Source organism: Bradyrhizobium sp. USDA 326 (genome assembly GCF_049739485.1).
GTDB lineage: Bacteria > Pseudomonadota > Alphaproteobacteria > Rhizobiales > Xanthobacteraceae > Bradyrhizobium.
Genome location: NZ_JBMGQA010000001.1, coordinates 3,530,053 through 3,547,002 on the forward strand (window position 1 = coordinate 3,530,053; position 16,950 = coordinate 3,547,002).

General features: G+C 57.7%; 16 protein-coding genes and 1 pseudogene. 13 read left to right on the forward strand and 4 right to left on the reverse strand.

Features of this window, described 5'->3' with window-relative positions:
* Nucleotides 1–52 precede the first annotated feature (52 nt).
* On the forward strand, nt 53–928 hold the full coding sequence (locus tag ABIG06_RS16770) for a hypothetical protein (RefSeq protein ID WP_036014963.1): 876 nt from the start codon (nt 53–55) through the stop codon (nt 926–928).
* A 1,151-nt stretch (nt 929–2,079) separates the two neighbouring features.
* On the opposite strand, the pseudogene ABIG06_RS16775 reads toward ABIG06_RS16770, so the two are convergent.
* A pseudogene (locus tag ABIG06_RS16775) lies at nt 2,080–2,929 on the reverse strand (hypothetical protein); the annotation flags it as partial.
* Nucleotides 2,930–3,734: 805 nt separating this feature from the next.
* Here ABIG06_RS16775 and ABIG06_RS16780 point away from each other — a divergent pair.
* The gene (locus tag ABIG06_RS16780) at nt 3,735–4,130 is read left to right on the forward strand and encodes a Rieske (2Fe-2S) protein (protein WP_036031949.1); all 396 of its coding nucleotides are present in this window, start codon (nt 3,735–3,737) and stop codon (nt 4,128–4,130) included.
* A gap of 8 nt (nt 4,131–4,138) precedes the next feature.
* Here the strand turns inward: ABIG06_RS16780 and ABIG06_RS16785 are convergent, their stop codons facing one another.
* Nucleotides 4,139–4,729, reverse strand: a complete 591-nt coding sequence (locus ABIG06_RS16785) for a hypothetical protein (RefSeq protein WP_036031952.1) — start codon at nt 4,727–4,729, stop codon at nt 4,139–4,141.
* 244 nt (nt 4,730–4,973) lie between these two features.
* Between ABIG06_RS16785 and ABIG06_RS16790 the strand changes: the two genes are divergently transcribed.
* The 9 genes from ABIG06_RS16790 to ABIG06_RS16830 all read left to right on the forward strand — a co-directional run bounded on the left by ABIG06_RS16790 (nt 4,974) and on the right by ABIG06_RS16830 (nt 12,458).
* A complete protein-coding gene (locus ABIG06_RS16790; protein ID WP_036031955.1) occupies nt 4,974–5,294 on the forward strand; it encodes a HesB/IscA family protein in 321 nt (106 codons plus the stop codon).
* 323 nt (nt 5,295–5,617) lie between these two features.
* Nucleotides 5,618–6,790, forward strand: a complete 1,173-nt coding sequence (gene nifS, locus ABIG06_RS16795; RefSeq protein ID WP_124163607.1) for a cysteine desulfurase NifS — start codon at nt 5,618–5,620, stop codon at nt 6,788–6,790.
* Between the two features lie 5 nt (nt 6,791–6,795).
* Nucleotides 6,796–7,017, forward strand: coding sequence for a putative nitrogen fixation protein NifT (gene nifT / locus ABIG06_RS16800; RefSeq protein ID WP_036031961.1), 222 nt, complete (start codon nt 6,796–6,798; stop codon nt 7,015–7,017).
* 690 nt (nt 7,018–7,707) lie between these two features.
* Nucleotides 7,708–9,261, forward strand: coding sequence for a nitrogenase cofactor biosynthesis protein NifB (gene nifB, locus ABIG06_RS16805; protein ID WP_199752381.1), 1,554 nt, complete (start codon nt 7,708–7,710; stop codon nt 9,259–9,261).
* Nucleotides 9,262–9,271: 10 nt separating this feature from the next.
* On the forward strand, nt 9,272–9,496 hold the full coding sequence (locus tag ABIG06_RS16810) for a 4Fe-4S binding protein (RefSeq protein WP_036031964.1): 225 nt from the start codon (nt 9,272–9,274) through the stop codon (nt 9,494–9,496).
* Nucleotides 9,497–9,834: 338 nt separating this feature from the next.
* On the forward strand, nt 9,835–10,149 hold the full coding sequence (locus ABIG06_RS16815) for a nitrogen fixation protein NifZ (protein ID WP_036031967.1): 315 nt from the start codon (nt 9,835–9,837) through the stop codon (nt 10,147–10,149).
* Nucleotides 10,146–10,385: a nitrogen fixation protein NifZ gene (locus ABIG06_RS16820; protein WP_124163608.1), complete on the forward strand. Its 240-nt coding sequence runs from the start codon at nt 10,146–10,148 to the stop codon at nt 10,383–10,385. The genes ABIG06_RS16815 and ABIG06_RS16820 overlap by 4 nt, the downstream gene beginning before the upstream one ends.
* A 14-nt stretch (nt 10,386–10,399) precedes the next feature.
* Nucleotides 10,400–10,759, forward strand: a complete 360-nt coding sequence (locus tag ABIG06_RS16825) for a DUF3024 domain-containing protein (RefSeq protein ID WP_124163609.1) — start codon at nt 10,400–10,402, stop codon at nt 10,757–10,759.
* A 1,330-nt stretch (nt 10,760–12,089) separates the two neighbouring features.
* The gene (locus tag ABIG06_RS16830; RefSeq protein WP_124163611.1) at nt 12,090–12,458 is read left to right on the forward strand and encodes a (2Fe-2S) ferredoxin domain-containing protein; all 369 of its coding nucleotides are present in this window, start codon (nt 12,090–12,092) and stop codon (nt 12,456–12,458) included.
* 417 nt (nt 12,459–12,875) lie between these two features.
* Here the strand turns inward: ABIG06_RS16830 and ABIG06_RS16835 are convergent, their stop codons facing one another.
* Complete coding sequence (locus tag ABIG06_RS16835; protein WP_199763379.1) at nt 12,876–13,619, reverse strand: OmpW/AlkL family protein; 744 nt, start codon at nt 13,617–13,619, stop codon at nt 12,876–12,878.
* A gap of 460 nt (nt 13,620–14,079) precedes the next feature.
* A complete protein-coding gene (locus tag ABIG06_RS16840) occupies nt 14,080–14,493 on the reverse strand; it encodes an ArsC/Spx/MgsR family protein (RefSeq protein WP_036032000.1) in 414 nt (137 codons plus the stop codon).
* Nucleotides 14,494–15,062: 569 nt separating this feature from the next.
* Here ABIG06_RS16840 and nifH point away from each other — a divergent pair.
* Both nifH and ABIG06_RS16850 read left to right on the forward strand, forming a co-directional pair.
* Nucleotides 15,063–15,947: a nitrogenase iron protein gene (gene nifH / locus ABIG06_RS16845; protein ID WP_027571409.1), complete on the forward strand. Its 885-nt coding sequence runs from the start codon at nt 15,063–15,065 to the stop codon at nt 15,945–15,947.
* Nucleotides 15,948–16,095: 148 nt separating this feature from the next.
* Entirely contained in the window at nt 16,096–16,887 is a 792-nt protein-coding gene (locus tag ABIG06_RS16850) for a nitrogen fixation protein NifQ (RefSeq protein WP_036032003.1), read from the forward strand.
* Nucleotides 16,888–16,950: the final 63 nt, after the last annotated feature.

Here is a 16,950-nt window from a genome sequence, read left to right on the forward strand (position 1 = left end):
TCGAGCAACGCGAGCTCTGACCCCCAAACCGTACCGACAGGAGAGCGATCCGATGTATGGCCGAATTGTTGGCTCATCTAGCCAATCCACAAGCGCTACCCAGGCTGATGAAGCAAGGCATTCAGATGACGAGGGCTTTGCGGAAAGGCTTGCAGGCATGGCGCCCGATGCTGGCCCAAGTTCGTCTCAGGCAGCGACACGGCCGTACTCTGTAACTTCCCAACCTCCGATCAAAGAGATCGACAGTGATGAGTTCGGGGAAGAAGTGAAGGCCTTCTATGGCGACGACATCAAGTACATTGCCGAGCGTCCACTGGAGTACTCGGATTTCATATCCACAAAAGCTGAGCGCGCGGCAAACATTGCTAGAACCTATGGTCACACCGACGAAGATACCGACCAGGCGCGATATTACGCCTATCGCTTGGGTGACAAAACTGTCGGGCTTCTGAGGACAGAAGGCGGACTTCGGGTAGGAGGAAGGCGATTCAGCGCCCAGTTTCCCGGTCGCAACGCAGTCACATCCCAAGTAGATCTTCGGGTTACTCATCCGCTCGTTGAGAACGCTGGCGATATTCTACTTGAACATCAGCTTCGGCAAGACGGCGAACAAGCATTGATAATGTCAAAACCTGCGTTCCCAGGCATCGAGTCCCGTCTGGCTCAGATGGGCTTTGTTCCTGTGAGTGATAAGAATCACTGGGTACTTGATCCTCACCAGCATCCCGACAAGTGGACGCATAACGACGAAGGTAAATGGCAACGTGTAGGCAAACCTGAAGGATATCTTGCCGCCGAGAGTAGTGGTGCTCAGGCAAACATCGAGCGAGCTTCGAGTGAAGCAAGTGATGAGACAGAGTCGTCAGGCGATGACACGTCTTGGTACTTCGAGCGCCTCAATCTAGGCCCGGGGTCGGCTGCCGAATAGTTGCTGTTTACGAGGTCGGGCCTGAAAGCGGTGGCTACTCGTGGTCATTGAGTATGTTGCTGCAGGAATGGCTCGCCACTTCAACACGCGCTTGCGTCAGGCGGCGTGATCGCGCCCAGAGTGCTGCCCGATCAGCTCTGGGCCGCTCGCCGCCAACGCGGCTTAGCCCTCAGCTGCCTGCGCTGGCGCTGCGCAGCCCGGTGCTCCCCCACCGCGGTTGGCTAGGGCGGCGGTCTACCGACCAATCCTGCTTGAGTGGGGCATCTTGATACAGTGGGCGACATCGTCAATGCACCAAAGCAGAGCCCGTAAGAGCGGCGACGGCGCTCAAAGAGAGCCATGAAGTGATCATGAATCCGATTGAGAATAAGCAACCTGGAAATGATATGGTCTCTCTGCGGGACGGTCAAACTTGGCCGCGAGCCTGGTCAAGAACCCGAAACCCTGCTGGCCTTCTACGACTTCCCTGCCGAGCATTGCGATCAACTGCGAACGACGAATGAGATAGACTAGCGTTTTTCTTCATGGTGAGACGATTGCGGCGATCATTCGTCTGCCCGTCCGCATCTGGCGCGGTATTGTTCGCAAAGACGTCGATTGCCGCTGCGGGCGGACGTCCGATTCGACGCCAAATAGACTTGGCGCGAATCCCTCTGTTGGCGGCTTGCACCGAGAGCGGTACCTTGTCCAGGATATTGACGGTGTTGTGCACCTAGCAGCGCGGGTGTCGGGTGACGGCAAGCCTTCCAGAAGCCGAGCGCGCCGTCGCCGACGCAATTTCCGGGCCGATCTGCAACCCGCGATTTGCTTGATGTCGATCAGGAGCTCGCGCCTGATGTAACAGTATTGGTAGTGTCATTCATGGCGTATCGCTCTTCTCTCGAGAGGTTTTGGCAGCGTTCGACAACCGCCTCGATACGCAACCTATCTCAGGCCCGTCATCACTCACATTCCCGCATAGTCTAGCGAAGCTCGAAGGTTCGGTCATCTCGGGCATCGGCCAATAAGTCAGCCGCCTTCTTCGACATCGGGAACCGGGAGCCAGGCTCCGCGAGGCGGTTTCTTCGCGATCATATAGGCTGGTGCCGGCGCCTGGGTCACGCCGTCCTCGTTCTTGAACGCATACTTGGTCGTCCGTTAGAAAGCCGATTTCAGCGGTGATGGCCGCTGAGGGCAACAATGATGGTGGTACGCCAAAGAGTACTCAGCCAGGTGAGGATGCGGCGGAAGTTGTGGCCGACGGCGGAGAGGGTGATTGTCGGCGCCGCCGGCGCGGCCTTTGAGGTAACAGCGGCCGAGGTGACCATCGGCCTTCAGTTGTCCTATGACGGGTTCGATGGCGGAGGGGCGGCGCAGCTCGCGTTTGATGATGCCGAAGACCCCGTGCTTTTGGCCGGAGATGAAGGCGCGACGCGGGTGCACCGAAATATCAGGTGCACTGGCGTCCCTCCATCGCCGAGGCACTCCACGTCCGAGGCGTTGAAAGAATGCAGCTGCAGCCGCGCTGGCGCTGCCGCTGCGCGCGAATCTGCGTGGCCCTTCCAAGCGGAAGGGTGAACGCGTTCTCGAGCGCAGACTGACCTTCGATCTTGCGGCGGATCTCGTGGATGATCCGGCCCAGCCGGCTGCGCAGGATGCGCAACTGCCGGTGATGCCGCTTGAATTGCTTGCAAGGGCGTAGCCAGAAGCCATCATTGCCGCGCTGTTGGCAATACCAAGATAGGACTGCCGGAGCTCGACCCCGGGCTTGCTCGCCAGGCGGCTGATCCCCTTGATTCCCGGGGGCAGCAGCTTGGTCGGTTGGGAAGGTGATGGCCTTCGCTGCACAGTAGTGTCGACCGTGACCCGCTTGAGGTCCTGATTGGATAAGGTGCCGTCCTCGTGCGCCACCCGCAGGCGGTTGGCCTGCAACACCGCCAGCTTCTCGGCCGCTTGCGCCAGTGGCTCAGGTCCCCAGCGCTCGTGCGGGGAGGCGTGCTGAAAGAACTCTTCGCCGGCGAATTACTGGAAACACGTTCTTCGGCCGCATCGCCACCTTCGTGCGACGACGGAATTATGGCTGGCGACGATTCGACGGAACTGAAAATGAAATTCCAAGGCTCCGATGCCCGGTGCACTAAAACCCCGCATTTGCAAACCGGTCCACAACGACAAAGTGCGATTCTAACTCGTTCGCTTAGCCGTTCTTCACTGACGAGGAAGTATTTTTCGAAAGCTGAAGGCGGTGGTATCGATACTGAGGGAAGGTTCGAGTCGGATTCCTCAGACGATGAGCCTTCATGTTACTTGGAGCGCGCTCTTAGTAGGGCTCTTCCTGGAGTAAAGTGGCTGCAACAGCAGCTGCGGGCCGGAAATGACGGACATTTCGCCGTTCCACGCGCGGGCGCAAGGGCTAGCCTAAAAGGGGCGCACGTTCGCCGCGTGCGCCTCTCGCGGGCGGGGAGCGAGCGTTCACTTTCTGGAAAGGCACTTGCGATGCCGCGATGAATACGGTCGCAGGGCATCGGAACCGGGCCTTCCGCAGCGTGACGATTAGCGAGCAGCAACCAGCCATCGAGTTTAGCGGTCCGGCAAATGGTCCAGAAAGGTCGGAGCGCGAAAGCTGTAGCTGCGCAGCCCGGCAGGAAAGGGCAGCAAGGCTCAATGCTCCTGCGAATTGTTCTGAATTATGCGTGAGTAATGGGGTGAGCTGCAAATGGGCTTGCGCGTTGTTACCGCAGACGCGATCCGCGCCGGCACTTGTACAGTTTTTGCACGTTGATTGCACAACGACAATGAAAAGCGCCTTGCAATAAACGAGCGATGAATGCAGCCAAATTCCATCTATACGATTTGCGGCTTTAACGACATTCCAAGCCGCCAAGCCATGGGATTCCATCTTATGGTCGTCGATGATAATGGCAATCACCGACCGTGGTCCATCATTGTGGTGCGCTGGGGCAAAAAGGTACTTGGCTATGTCAATCAATGCCCTCACAACAGCGTCAATTTGGACTGGGAGCGGAACCAATTCCTGGACCCATACGGTATCCGACTGATGTGCGGCAAGCACGGTTCGACCTTCGAACTCGGCACCGGCCGGTGTGTCGAAGGTCCATGTGAGGGTAGAACGCTCACGCCGATCGCGTTGGCAGTTCTGGATGGTGATATCTGTGTCCTCGGCGTGCGTCTTGTCGAAGACGATGCATCGCCAGACAACTGAAGACCGCCTCAGACCGGGCGGTTCTCGTTGCGGTTTTTCACCGGCTCCATCCTCTTTAGCCCGCCGTCGTAAGAGATCTCCTCATAGGACAGATCGAGATCCTTTGCGGCATCGAGGAGGTAATCAAGCTTGCCGCGCGGATCGAGCTTCTTGATGTCGTCCTTGTTCAGCCCGACCAGGTCCATCATCTCCTTCCAAACGGTGGATTCATCGCAGGGTAAGACGTGGAAGTTAATATCGCCGAACTTCACTCTGTACTTCGCCAGCAAATCGATGTTGTTGCAAAACATGAAGTAGCTTCCGGTTGGGCTTAAGGCGCCGTCAAGGACGGTTGCTACGTCAGCAAGATACGCGAAGGAGTGTAGGTATCCGGCCAGCACTGGAAAAGTGCGTTCTCCGTCCTGCGCGATCGTCAGAACCTGCTCGATCGAATAGTCCGGCGGTCGCTTCTCGTCGGCGACCTGAGTCTGGAACTTCAGTGCGATGTCGCCACGAAAGCCGAACCGGCCCGGCTTGGTAGTCGCGCCTTTGAGTACGGCGTTGAGCAGGCGGCCCTCCTTCTCAAATCTGCCGAGTGCGGTGTTCTCGATTGCAGTCATTAAAATCGTCCTCGATCTAAGCTCTTCACCGACCCGTTGGTCGGTGCCAGATGCGATGCAAATTGCCTGCCGCCGCAGCGTAGCAGCGCAACCTAAGAAGAAAACGTGTCATTGGCTGGCACCGCCTCATGTAAGCAATCCGACACCTGTTCCAAAGCCAACGTGCGAAGGCGCGCATCATTAAGTGTCTGCGCGCTGGCACGTGACTTGCTCTTAGCGACGTTCAAGCTGATGAGGGAAAGACGTGATCAACCTGACCGATAGCGCAGTGAATGCGATCAAGAGTGCGATATCATCGTCCACGCGCCCGTCCGGCGGTCTGCGCGTCATGATTGAAGCAGGCGGCTGCAGTGGATTCAAATACAAGATGGGTCTGGCCGAGGAACCGAAGCCTGACGACACCGTGATCGAATGCGATGGGCTGAAGGTGTTCGTCGATAGCAAGAGCTGCGATCATCTAGTCGGTACGACCATCGATTTCGTCGTGGCGCTGGAGGGCTCTGGATTTACCTTTCACAACCCGAACGCCACCGCAAACTGCTCCTGCGGGAAATCGTTCTGCTGATGAAAAACATTGTTCAGGTGATGAGAAGAAAACATCGAAGCGCGCCGGCCGAGCCAAAACAACTGAGGCAATCGTCGTCCACTACGACAAAGCGGGAGCGTCGCATTCGCGACGCGCTTGAAGATATCATGCCTCATTCTACAACTCCACGGTGGCGGCTGGCAGCTGATCGGCATCGATGGCAGCCTGTTTATGGCTAGGCTGGCCGGTGGCTGTACGTCGTGTAAGCTTTCGAGGGCGAGCGTGGGACGTACAGGCGCGGCTGTTAAAATCCGCGGATTTAGTCGGCAAATCCTCGTTGCTGGTACTGGTGGGGCAGTGGATTGAGCGAAGATCGAGCGCCGATTTACCTCGATAACAATGCAACGACACGGACTGATCCGTCCGTCGTGCAAGCGATGTTGCCGTTCTTCACTGAGAACTTCGGCAATGCCTCATCCAGGCATGCCTTTGGCAACGACGTCGCAGTTGCTGTGAGGCAGGCCCGGCGAAGCCTGAGGGACCTGTTAGGTAACGCATACGATCATGAAATCGTCTTCACCTCGGGAGGGACCGAAGCCAATAATGCCGCGATCCTCTCTGCTCTGGCGACGCAGGAAGAGCGAGACGAAATTGTAACTACTTCGGTTGAGCACTCCGCTGTACTTGCGCTGACTCAGCAATTGGCGGCAAGGGGAGTCAAGACGCACATAGTACCCGTAGATGCTTGCGGCCGGCTCGACATCGAGGCGTTTCGCTGCGCGCTTGGGCCACGCACAGCCATTGCCTCCGTTATGTGGGCCAATAACGAGACCGGAACGCTGTTTCCTGTGGAGTTTCTGGCCGGATTGACCCGTGAGGCGGGCGCGCTGTTTCACACAGATGCGGTCCAGGCAATTGGGAAGCTGCGTTTGAACCTAAAGGAAAGCGCGATCGACATGCTGTCGCTATCCGCGCACAAACTGCACGGCCCCAAGGGGGTCGGCGCGATGTATTTGCGCAAAGGGACTAAATTCCGGCCGCTAATCTGCGGCGGATCACAGGAACGAGGGCGCCGCGGCGGGACCGAGAATGTTCCCGGGATCGTCGGCCTGGGAAAGGCTGCCGGGCTTGCGGCGGAGCGGCTTGAACCCGAGCGCGTTCGCATTGGCGCTTTGCGCGACCGCCTTGAACATGGAGTTTTGCGCAATGGGGAGTGCGTTGTGCTCGGTGACGTCAGCAATCGGTTGGCGAACACGGCCAATATTGCCTTCGACCACCTCGAAGGCGAAGCCATCGCCCACCATCTCGATCGGGCGGGCATAGCCGTGTCGCTCGGATCAGCCTGCAACTCCGGTTCAATGCAGCCATCGCATGTTCTGTGTGCCATGCAGGTGCCGACGTGGCGGATGCACGGCGCCGTGCGCTTTTCTCTGTCGCGTGAGACCTCGTTGGCGGAGGTCGATGAGGTCGTGTGCGCTGTGTCCGACATTGTGGCTCGCATGCGCGCCATCTCCGGCGCCACTGTTAGGGAGTAGACCTTGTGAAGATCATGATCCGCCGGTCTCCGGAGGGCCTGTCCATCTACGTGCCAAAAAAGGATCTCGAAGAGCAAATCGTGGAATCCGAGTACGAGACGCTGTGGGGCGGCTGGATCAAAGTGGCTAATGGCTGGGTGTTCGATTTGCCTGATATGGCGAGCGACACCCGGTTGCCAATCACAATCAATGCGAAAAAGCGGGACGAGACCGGGCACGATCCCTGAAGACACTCCCCGCAGATCGACTTTGTCGTTGCGGCGGCTGCATGGGGCGCTCTCGTTGGTTTGAGGGCCCCGAGTATCGTTCCATATCGTCCTGGCCACGCTGAATGGCGCAGATCCGTTCTGCCGACAACGCCAGACGCATTGGCCGGCTTCTTCGCCAGCAAATTTGCGCCGCCGCAGCGAGTTACGGGCAATGCGGTCAGGGGCGACCCCAGTATATCCAAATTAGCAAACATATCGCTGTCGCAACGGAATTGATGACGCAGACAATCGCTCGCTCAGTTGAGCCGAGGCGGTTACACTCCATCCTGCTCCCGGTCGTTGGGCGTCCAGCAGGATCCGTGGTAGCCACTACTGGCCTTGTCGAGCCCGGATCCCCCCGCGTGTATCGGGCTTGCGAGAGCCGCAACGCGGCAAACGCGTTAGATGGAGCGGCGTTCGGGGGAGCTTAGCGCGAGAATGAATGCGCAAGGCATAAAGCTCTGGGTGAGAATGGCGACGTATCTGTCGTTTTGCTAACAAGCTCATCATGGCTGTTGTTGCATGCGCCAGTGCTAACGTCGCGCCAACTCGATGGCCTGCGGCTGCGATTGCATCATTCTGGCCATGGCATGCAAGTTGCTACCCAGCTTTATGAGGCTCGCTCAAGGATGGTCCTGGGAGAGCGACGATGTCTCCAGGGAAAAGCGAATGAACGCGGTCGTCGGACGCGGAACATATGTCAAAGCTGCAGTAAATCACGGCAAGATGATGCAGCCCACCACCGATCATAAGGGCTGCTGCGCTTCGGCCAAGACCGGGCAGGCGAGCTGCGGCTCGAAGGCCGGCCAAGGCGATCTGCCAACCGAAATCTGGGAAAAGGTCAAAGACCATCCCTGCTATAGCGAAGACGCGCACCATCATTACGCTCGCATGCATGTCGCGGTCGCGCCTGCCTGCAACATCCAGTGCAATTACTGCAACCGAAAATACGACTGCGCCAATGAATCGCGTCCGGGCGTGGTGAGCGAGAAGCTCACCCCTGAGCAGGCGGTGAGAAAAGTGCTCGCGATCGCGACCACCATTCCGCAGATGACAGTGCTTGGCATCGCTGGACCGGGCGATGCTCTGGCTAATCCAGCAAAGACGTTCGAAACGTTCGAGCTGGTCTCCAAGGCGGCTCCCGACATCAAGCTTTGTCTGTCAACCAACGGACTCGCACTGCCGGACTATGTTGATACCATTGTCAGGTCCAAGATTGACCACGTCACGATCACCATCAACATGGTTGATCCCGAAATCGGAGCCAAGATTTATCCGTGGATCTTCTTCAACCACAAGCGATACACGGGCATCGAGGCGGCAAAGATACTCACTGATCGCCAGCTGCAAGGCCTCGAGATGCTTAGCGAGCGGGGTATCTTGTGCAAGATAAACTCGGTGATGATCCCCAACATCAATGATGACCACTTGGTGGAGGTCAACAAGGCGGTCACGTCGCGCGGTGCCTTCCTTCACAATATCATGCCGCTGATCTCCGCACCCGAGCATGGCACAGCATTTGGCCGCAACGGTCAGCGCGGCCCGACGGCGCAAGAATTGAAAGCGCTGCAAGATGCCTGTGAAGGGCAGATAAACATGATGCGGCATTGTCGCCAGTGCCGCGCCGACGCGGTTGGTCTACTCGGGGACGATCGAGGCCCAGAGTTTACCACTGATCAGGTGATGAAAATGGACGTCCAGTATGACTTAGAGATGCGCAAGGCTTATCAGAAAAGAGTAGAGAATGAGCGCGTCTCCAAAGCCGAGGCCTGCCAAAAGGAGCTTGAGAAGCTTTCCGGAGAGATCAGCGCGATCACTCTTCTGGTGGCTGTGGCAACCAAGGGCTCGGGGTTGATCAACGAGCACTTTGGGCATGCAAAAGAATTCCAAATGTACGAGCTTTCTACATCCGGCGCCAAATTCGTTGGCGTACGCCGCGTGGAGGTTTACTGCCAGGGCGGTTATGGCGAGGAAGATAGACTTTCCACCATCGTGCGCGGCATCCGTGACTGCCATGCGGTCTTCGTGGCCAAGATTGGCGGCGGCCCCAAAAGCAATTTGATCAAGGCGGGCATCGAGCCGGTCGATCAATTCGCCTATGAGTTCATTGAGAAGTCGGCGATCGCTTGGTTCAGATCCTATCTCGACAAGGTGAGGCGCGGGGAAGTCCAGCATGGGGAGCGCGGCGACGCCGCGGTTCCGCTTCGGATCTCTGCGGCATAAGGAGGAATGTGTGCCGTTCAAAATCATCGCCTCGCAGTGCACGGGCTGCTCTGCCTGCGAACCCTTATGCCCGAACGTTGCTATATCGGAGAAGGAGGGGAGCTTTGTCATTGAGGCGACGAAATGCACCGAATGCGTCGGCCATTTTGACGAGCCGCAATGTGTAGCCGCCTGTCCGGTCGACAATACCTGCGTGGTTGACACGTCCTTGCCCCGCTATCAAGCGCCAGGCTAAAGCGTGAGATCTCATGAACGGCATGCCAGGACCTAGTGCTGAATCCGTCGCAAGCGTCGCCCTCGGGCTGGCGGCGTTGCAGGCGCGGGCGTTCGTACCCTACGGCGACTGCTCTGCATTGTCCTGCGGTCGTGCTGTTGGGTCGGCAGCACGGCCTGGCGGCATCTCGGAGCTCCGAGGGCGCTTCGTGGTACGAGAGCGGCCTCCAAGGCAGCCCTCCCATCGTCGATGTGATTGACGATACGGCGGGTGGGCACGAAATGATGCAGAGTGTTGCCCGCGTGAGCTAGGCGGCTTCTCGGCATCTCTAGAGGGAGCGGCGCATGAGGAGGGGATAGATGAACAGCATTCTTCGCGACAGCGATATCGTCGAGCTCAGCGGCCCGCCCGTCTTTAGCTTTGGCCAAAAGCTTCGAGCCAATCGCACCATCCGAAATGATGGCACCTATCCCGGCAAGGAGATTGGCGACCTCTTAGTTAAGAAGGGGGAGGTGGGTTACGTCGTCTCGATCGGCACTTTCTTGCAGCAATTCTACATCTACGGTGTGGAATTTCTGGACAGCGGCCACCGCGTTGGCATGAAACGCAAGGAGCTAGAGCCGGTGGAGACCTGTGAGGAGATCGATGATCTGCCGTTACCGGAGGAGTCATGACTCAGCAAGGCGTTCCGAAATATCGACGGGGCCAGCGAGTCAAAGCCGCAGTCGACCTCACCAACGACAGCTCATTTCCGAACGCGGAGCCCGAGGGAGTTTTGCTCGCCGCCGGAGCGACCGGCGAAATCATCAAGGTCGCTATCCACACCGAAGCGAACGTGCCGGTCTATATTGTCGATTTTGGTGAGGAGCTGCTCATCGGCTGTCTTGAAGAAGAAATAACAGTGCTTTGAAGGAGGCTTTCGCCATGAATGCCGCGCTGATGAGGAAAGCAAAGGCGGGGTTGCTGCCTCACCCAAACGAGCTCGATCGCAAACGAATTGAGCGGGGCTTGAGCGCGCGCAAGCGCTATCTTTACGTCTCGCCGAAAGTGGGGCCGGTGAGGGGCGGCTACCTCGTCGAGAGCCCTTGTTGCTCGCACAACATCGACACGGATGGCGCTCTCATCAATGTCGCCCTAATTCTTTATGATACCGTGAGCGGGATCTGGAAGCTATTTCGGAAGAATCATGCCCAGGGAGTCTGGGAATTTTACAGCCTTTACCTCCGCTTGCCTTCTGCAATCGACGACTTGAACGCGGATCCTGACCGTCTGTTCTGGCAATAAGGGACCACCCTTTAATTGAAAAGAAGCCACGATGGCGCTCACCACGAAAGAATTGATCGAAATCGAACGACCGCTTGCTGCGGATGGCGCCGACATGGGTCCGTTTGTTAGGCTGCGGCGCCGTTTGCCGCAGCTTTCTTGGGACCGCTGTCATGCGTCAGAGTTATCGGATCAGCCGTTCCGAGTCGATCTTCATATGCTCGATCGATCGGATCGCTGCGTGCAGATTACGCCCGACCCAACTCGACCGACTAGCGTCCTTTTGGCCAAAAGGAACGGTGTGCGGGCACTGAAATAGCAGAGTTTTAGCTGGATGGAGCGCACACCTATCATCGCAAGAGATGAGCAAGCGGACCTAGGAGACGTGCTTTGTACATCGTGATCCACAAAAAAAGCAGGAGCGCGCTGGATGCCACCGGCGACATGTACTGGTCCAGGAAAGGGAAAAGAAATGTTCCAGGCGAGCGCGGAAGAGGTCTGCTCAATCATAAAAAGTCTCGGCGTCCAAGGCTCGGCTTGAGGCCTGCGCCGAGTGCCCGAAGCCAAGCACGTTATAACCGAGATCGTCGGTCTCTTCGGCCCGTGATCGATAATGTTACCAAAATAGGAATCGTATGAACTCGCAATAAATCGTCATCCACGTCCGCTTCGCCCCGAACGGGAGGGTGATACAAATCAGCGAGCGTCCGGCCAAGCTCACGCCAGACCAGTGGTTTGATGTCCTCAACACCCGTGCCAGCTCGGCTTATCGGCCGCTCACTCGTGGCCGCGGGATTTTTCGGCTGAGCCGGACTGCGGTTGATATCTTCAAGCAGGAAACTGCGAGGCCGAGATGAGCGAACAAAACCTGGCGGGATTTGATGAGTGAATAGGTCCGAGGGTTTTGCCGTCTTTCCGGCCGATGCCATTGAGCTGAACGAGGCCATGGGCTCTTAGCCTGTCGGGGACCGCTGATAGAAGCGAGAAGCGAACGACATTGCCCCTGCTTCGGCAATAATTGCGAGGCGCGCAGTCCAAAGCGAAGGATCGTTGCAGCAGCGAACGTTGCGCATCTGGTGTGCAACTTACCTTAAAGAATTTGGATCGTGAATAAGCGATGAGTGGATAAACAGATCGAGATGACAGGAGAAGAGGTTGGAATTGATCAGGAGGCGGCTTCGGACGCGTAGGTATCTATCGCTCATCTTTGGCGACGACAACCACTATGACGCCCGCTCATTGCGCCTGTTTCGCAAGCGCGGGTGGGAATCATGGGACGTTCAATAGTAAGAGACTGTTGGGCATGATGTGCTCGCACCTCATCCCTTCAGCACTATCAGAGGATAGGCGGATGAACTCAGAAAGAGAAATGGAGCTCCCTCAGGTTTATCGGCATCATGTCTTTGCCTGCAACACGCAGCGTCCGCCAGACCATCCCCACGGCAGTTGCGGCGCCTCAGGCGCGCAAGCCCTGTGGGACCGAATGGGCAAGGCGATCGAAGCGCAAGGCCTCAACGATATTGGTTTCACGATGGCGGGCTGCCTTGGATTTTGTAACTCTGGTCCCTTGCTGGTCGTCTATCCCGGCGGAATCTGGTACCGCGTGACCACGCCTGAGGACGTTGACCAGATCGTCAAATCCCACCTCAAGCAGGGCAAACGTGTCGACCGCCTTGTGATGTGCTCAAGCGAAGTTAGAGGCGTCGTGGCGACCACTTGACCGGACCAGCAAGCATGGACGGCGTGCTCGTCCATGAGCTGCCCGGCCTCTCGGAGCTCGGATCGTCTGAGGGTGACCGTCCAACTCGAGCTCCGGGTCGCTAACAGGGTCATTGACATGGGCGCGGCGCACCGCCTCTTGTGAGGCAAATAGGCAAAGTGGCTCCTTTGCAACGCGCGGCGAAGCAGTAATATGATTATAACGCGCCGATCTGTTCGTGTATCGTCACTTACGTGCCGCGCGATCCGTGGCTCACAGCGATAGAAATGCTGCGAATGATTTCCTGCCTCTGGCCAGCTGACGCGTCGATGAGGCGTCAGCCGGCTCCCCACTGCAGACGGTGAGGGCAGGAGATGCGCTTGATGCGCTCGCAGCGTCCGAGTTGATCAAACGGTGTCTCCTTGACCCTGTTCTGCCTCAGAACCTGTAAGCGACGCCGCCGCTGACGAGCCATGGATCGATATTGGCGCGCCCGGTGACAGCAATCGCATTGTTTACGGTCGCGGAGTACTCCGGCCGCAGCCACAGCTTCTTCACGTCAAAATTGAGCCCCCAGTGACGGTCTAGCATGTAATCGAAGCCGAACTGGACCGCCGCGCCGAATTGGTTTTTGATGTGTAGATCCGTGACGGCAAGGCCGAATAGCGACGCATTGGCTGCCGATTGGTTGAAGAATGCAGTGTAGTTGATGCCCGCGCCGATATACGGCTTCAGTGGGCCGAAATCGGTGAAGTGATATTGCAGGGTTAGTGTTGGCGGCAACAGCCAGGCGGTGCCGATATCGAGGCCAGTGAGTACGCCATTGCCGCTGATGTGATGGCGAGTCGCGCCGAGAATGAGTTCAGCGGCTACGTTTTTTGTGAAGAAGTAGGTGATATCGAGCTCTGGTATGGCTCGCTCGCTGAGCGAAAGCCCTGAACTCGGTGACGACAGCGATGGCGTTCCGGCAACGTTTACCGAGCTACCTGCGGTATCCGGCAAAACGCCGAGCACGCGCAGGCGGATCATCCAGGGGCTGGAGGGCTCTATTGGAGGCGCTTTATAGTAGACCGGCGCCGGGCCCAGATCCGCACCTCGTACCGAATTGCTGGCGAACGAGCTCGCAAGCGCGAGGACCGATGCCCTCGCCAGAACTGTTAGTACTCTCATCGAAGTCTCCATTCCAAAATTCGCGCGAGCAGCCGCGCGAGATCTCTGTCACACATGAGGAACGGAGTAGTATTTGATACCAATCAAAATCGAAGCGACGGTTAGCACAATTGTCCCGCTAAGTTGCATTAGGATCACGGCCGCGAAACGTGTTCTGTTCTGATCGTGTTTCAACCTAGTAGTCAATCTAAACAAATCCTTTGAAGAATCTGCCTCTCGGCGTGGCGCTCCGATTCAATGCGGGCGGCGGAGGTCGCGCGTGATAAAGGTAGCAAATGCGGCTACGTCTCTCACACGTTACAAAGCGGCAAGCGCGGCATTCCAGTGCAATACCGGCGATGCCCCGCTACGAGTAATCACTCGCTCGGGCCGTCTCGGCGGAGGTTTCCGCGGTTACTTCGCGTGAAGCAAGCCAAAAGTGAAGAATGTCATTTTTGCCTCGCTTTATGGCTGGCAGAGACGCTCAGCGTCTTCACGTCTGCCGGCAGGGCGTGCGGTGTGCTTCGTGCAAGCATACCTCGAGATTATCTTGCGTCTTGCCGCCAAGCAGCGACAGCACTGGCTCACGATCGAGTCCGGCACTTCGTGTCCCGTCTACGTCGACCAGCGGTCGCCGTATCAGGAGCGGATCCCCTACCATCAATGCGAGTGCGCTTGCCGCGTCGATAGAATCGGGATTGACTTCGCCTGACTTGATACGGGGCGCGGCTCGGTTGAACCAGGAGTTAACGGGCATATTGCGGAAGAAGCTGCGCAATTCGTCCGCGTGCCATGGCTGCTTCAAGATGTCTTGCACCACCACGTGGTGGCCGGCGGACTTGAGCGCTTGAATCTGACGCGCGTTATTGGCGCAGCCGGGCTTCTGATAAACGATGATTGTCGTCACGGCATACCTATGTATGGATGCTGAGCTGAATGTGTGGCAAGCCGCTGCCGCGAGCCCATTCGAAGTTCTTGCCGGTCAACTCCGATATCTGCGCACCAAGCGCCGTATCGCATTTGCAACACTCGCCGCTGGTCCGCCAGGTTTCGAGCCCGTCCGGCATATTCATTCTCCCGAAATCGCTCGGCCTGTGAGAGGAACAGCAAGTTCCGTTCCACAACTGGAGAGATCGGAATAGATCCCGTGATTCCGGCTTTTGGCGTTGATGTTTGTGGTTGTTTGTTTGTTTTCCGACAGCCGCGCAGATCCCGTCACATCCAAAATAACCAACGATCACGCGCCGGCTGGTTGGCCTTTGTAAGCATAATCAGAGGCTTAATGTATGGAGTCAGGCGCTGGCACGGCTGTTGCTAATGAGCTGCAGCAACACTGAGTGAGGGCTGAGTGCACGCCGACGCCGAAGGCGAGCGATGCGCTCCTTCCCTTGAACCCGTGTGCCCTCGCTTCTGTGAGAGAACCAAGCTCGCACAAGAAGCGCGTAACTTTTGGCAAATTGGTTGATGGAGAGCAACATGTCTTCACTAAGACAAATCGCGTTCTACGGCAAAGGCGGCATCGGCAAGTCCACCACTTCGCAGAACACGCTGGCGGCGCTAGCCGAGATGGGTCAGAAAATCCTGATTGTAGGGTGCGATCCGAAGGCGGACTCGACCCGCCTGATTCTGCACGCGAAGGCGCAAGACACGATTTTGAGCCTTGCCGCGAGCGCAGGCAGCGTGGAGGACCTAGAACTCGAGGACGTAATGAAGGTCGGCTACAAGGACATTCGTTGCGTGGAGTCCGGTGGTCCCGAGCCGGGTGTCGGCTGTGCCGGCCGCGGTGTCATCACCTCGATCAATTTTCTGGAAGAGAACGGCGCCTACGAGAACATCGACTATGTTTCGTACGACGTGCTTGGCGACGTCGTTTGCGGCGGCTTTGCGATGCCAATCCGCGAGAACAAGGCGCAGGAAATCTATATCGTGATGTCCGGTGAGATGATGGCGATGTATGCCGCGAACAACATTTCCAAGGGCATCCTGAAATACGCGAACTCTGGCGGAGTGCGGCTGGGCGGTCTGATCTGCAACGAGCGGCAGACCGACAAGGAGCTGGAACTGGCGGAAGCGTTGGCCAAGAAGCTAGGCACTCAGCTGATCTACTTCGTGCCACGCGACAACGTGGTGCAGCATGCCGAGTTGCGCCGCATGACGGTGCTAGAATATGCACCCGATTCCAAGCAGGCCGATCACTATCGCAATCTTGCGACCAAGGTTCACAATAATGGCGGCAAAGGCATCATCCCGACCCCGATCTCCATGGATGAGCTCGAGGACATGCTGATGGAGCATGGCATTATGAAGCCCGTGGACGAATCCATCATCGGCAAGACCGCCGCTGAACTCGCGGCCTCGTAAAGGTCGCGAGTCGCGGCCTTGTAAAGGCGCCCGACGGATGCCGGTCTCCCTCACGGCCCATGCCGGGAGGCCGGCAATCTGACGAGCGACCCTGATCAAAACCAGGATGCGGCACGCAAACCTGACCATTGTGGAGACCCGCAAAATTATGTCCGAAGCGCACTTCCTTCCGTCGCTGGCTGCTTGTGCCGTTGATATCAACAGCCAGATGCACAGGGGAATTGCAACCTACCGCATGCTCACCGGTGTGTCTCCTGCAGATGCCGATATTACCATTGACAGCAATCTCGATCGCCATGTCCTGGCGTCTATCCTGGCGGCTGCCACAATGGATGGTGGCTCCCTTACCGAGAAGGCGGGCCTGTCCGGCCTTGAACTGGTGGCCTTGCTGGAGCAGTACTTTCCCACGCTTGAGATCAAGCTCGCGAAGCAGCTTTCGGCCTTCAAGTGCGAAGAGGACGACGAGATCGCAATGCTGCGCGATCTCTTGCTCAAGCAACGATCGACGGAAGGGGATATCGGCCACTGGCTGGCTGCGATGATCGCGCGCCGCGCCATTGAGCCGGGCCATCTGTGGGAAGCTCTCGGCTTGCGCAATCGCGGCGAACTCTCTCGGCTGCTGAGCCGTCATTTCGCGCCGCTCGCCGCGCGCAATTTCAACAATATGCGCTGGAAGCGCTTCTTCTACCGCATGCTTTGTGAGAATGAAGGCCTCGTGATGTGCACAACACCCGTGTGCAATCAATGTCACGACTTCAACATCTGCTTCGGTGAAGAAAGCGGTGAGAGCCGGATGGCCGAGCGCCGGCCCGATTTTCTGTTGCAGGCGGCTCGGCCGGTGGTTGCCGGCCACCGGCCATCTGAAGTGCCACAAGGGGCCGCTATCGCCCAGTCATCCGAGAAGGCCTCGCCGGATTTGGTAAGCCGCGCGCGACGTTGAGAGCGCGGCTGATGCCGTTTCCATGCCAGCGAGTGACCATGTGTTCAAGGCCGCGGCGGCCCC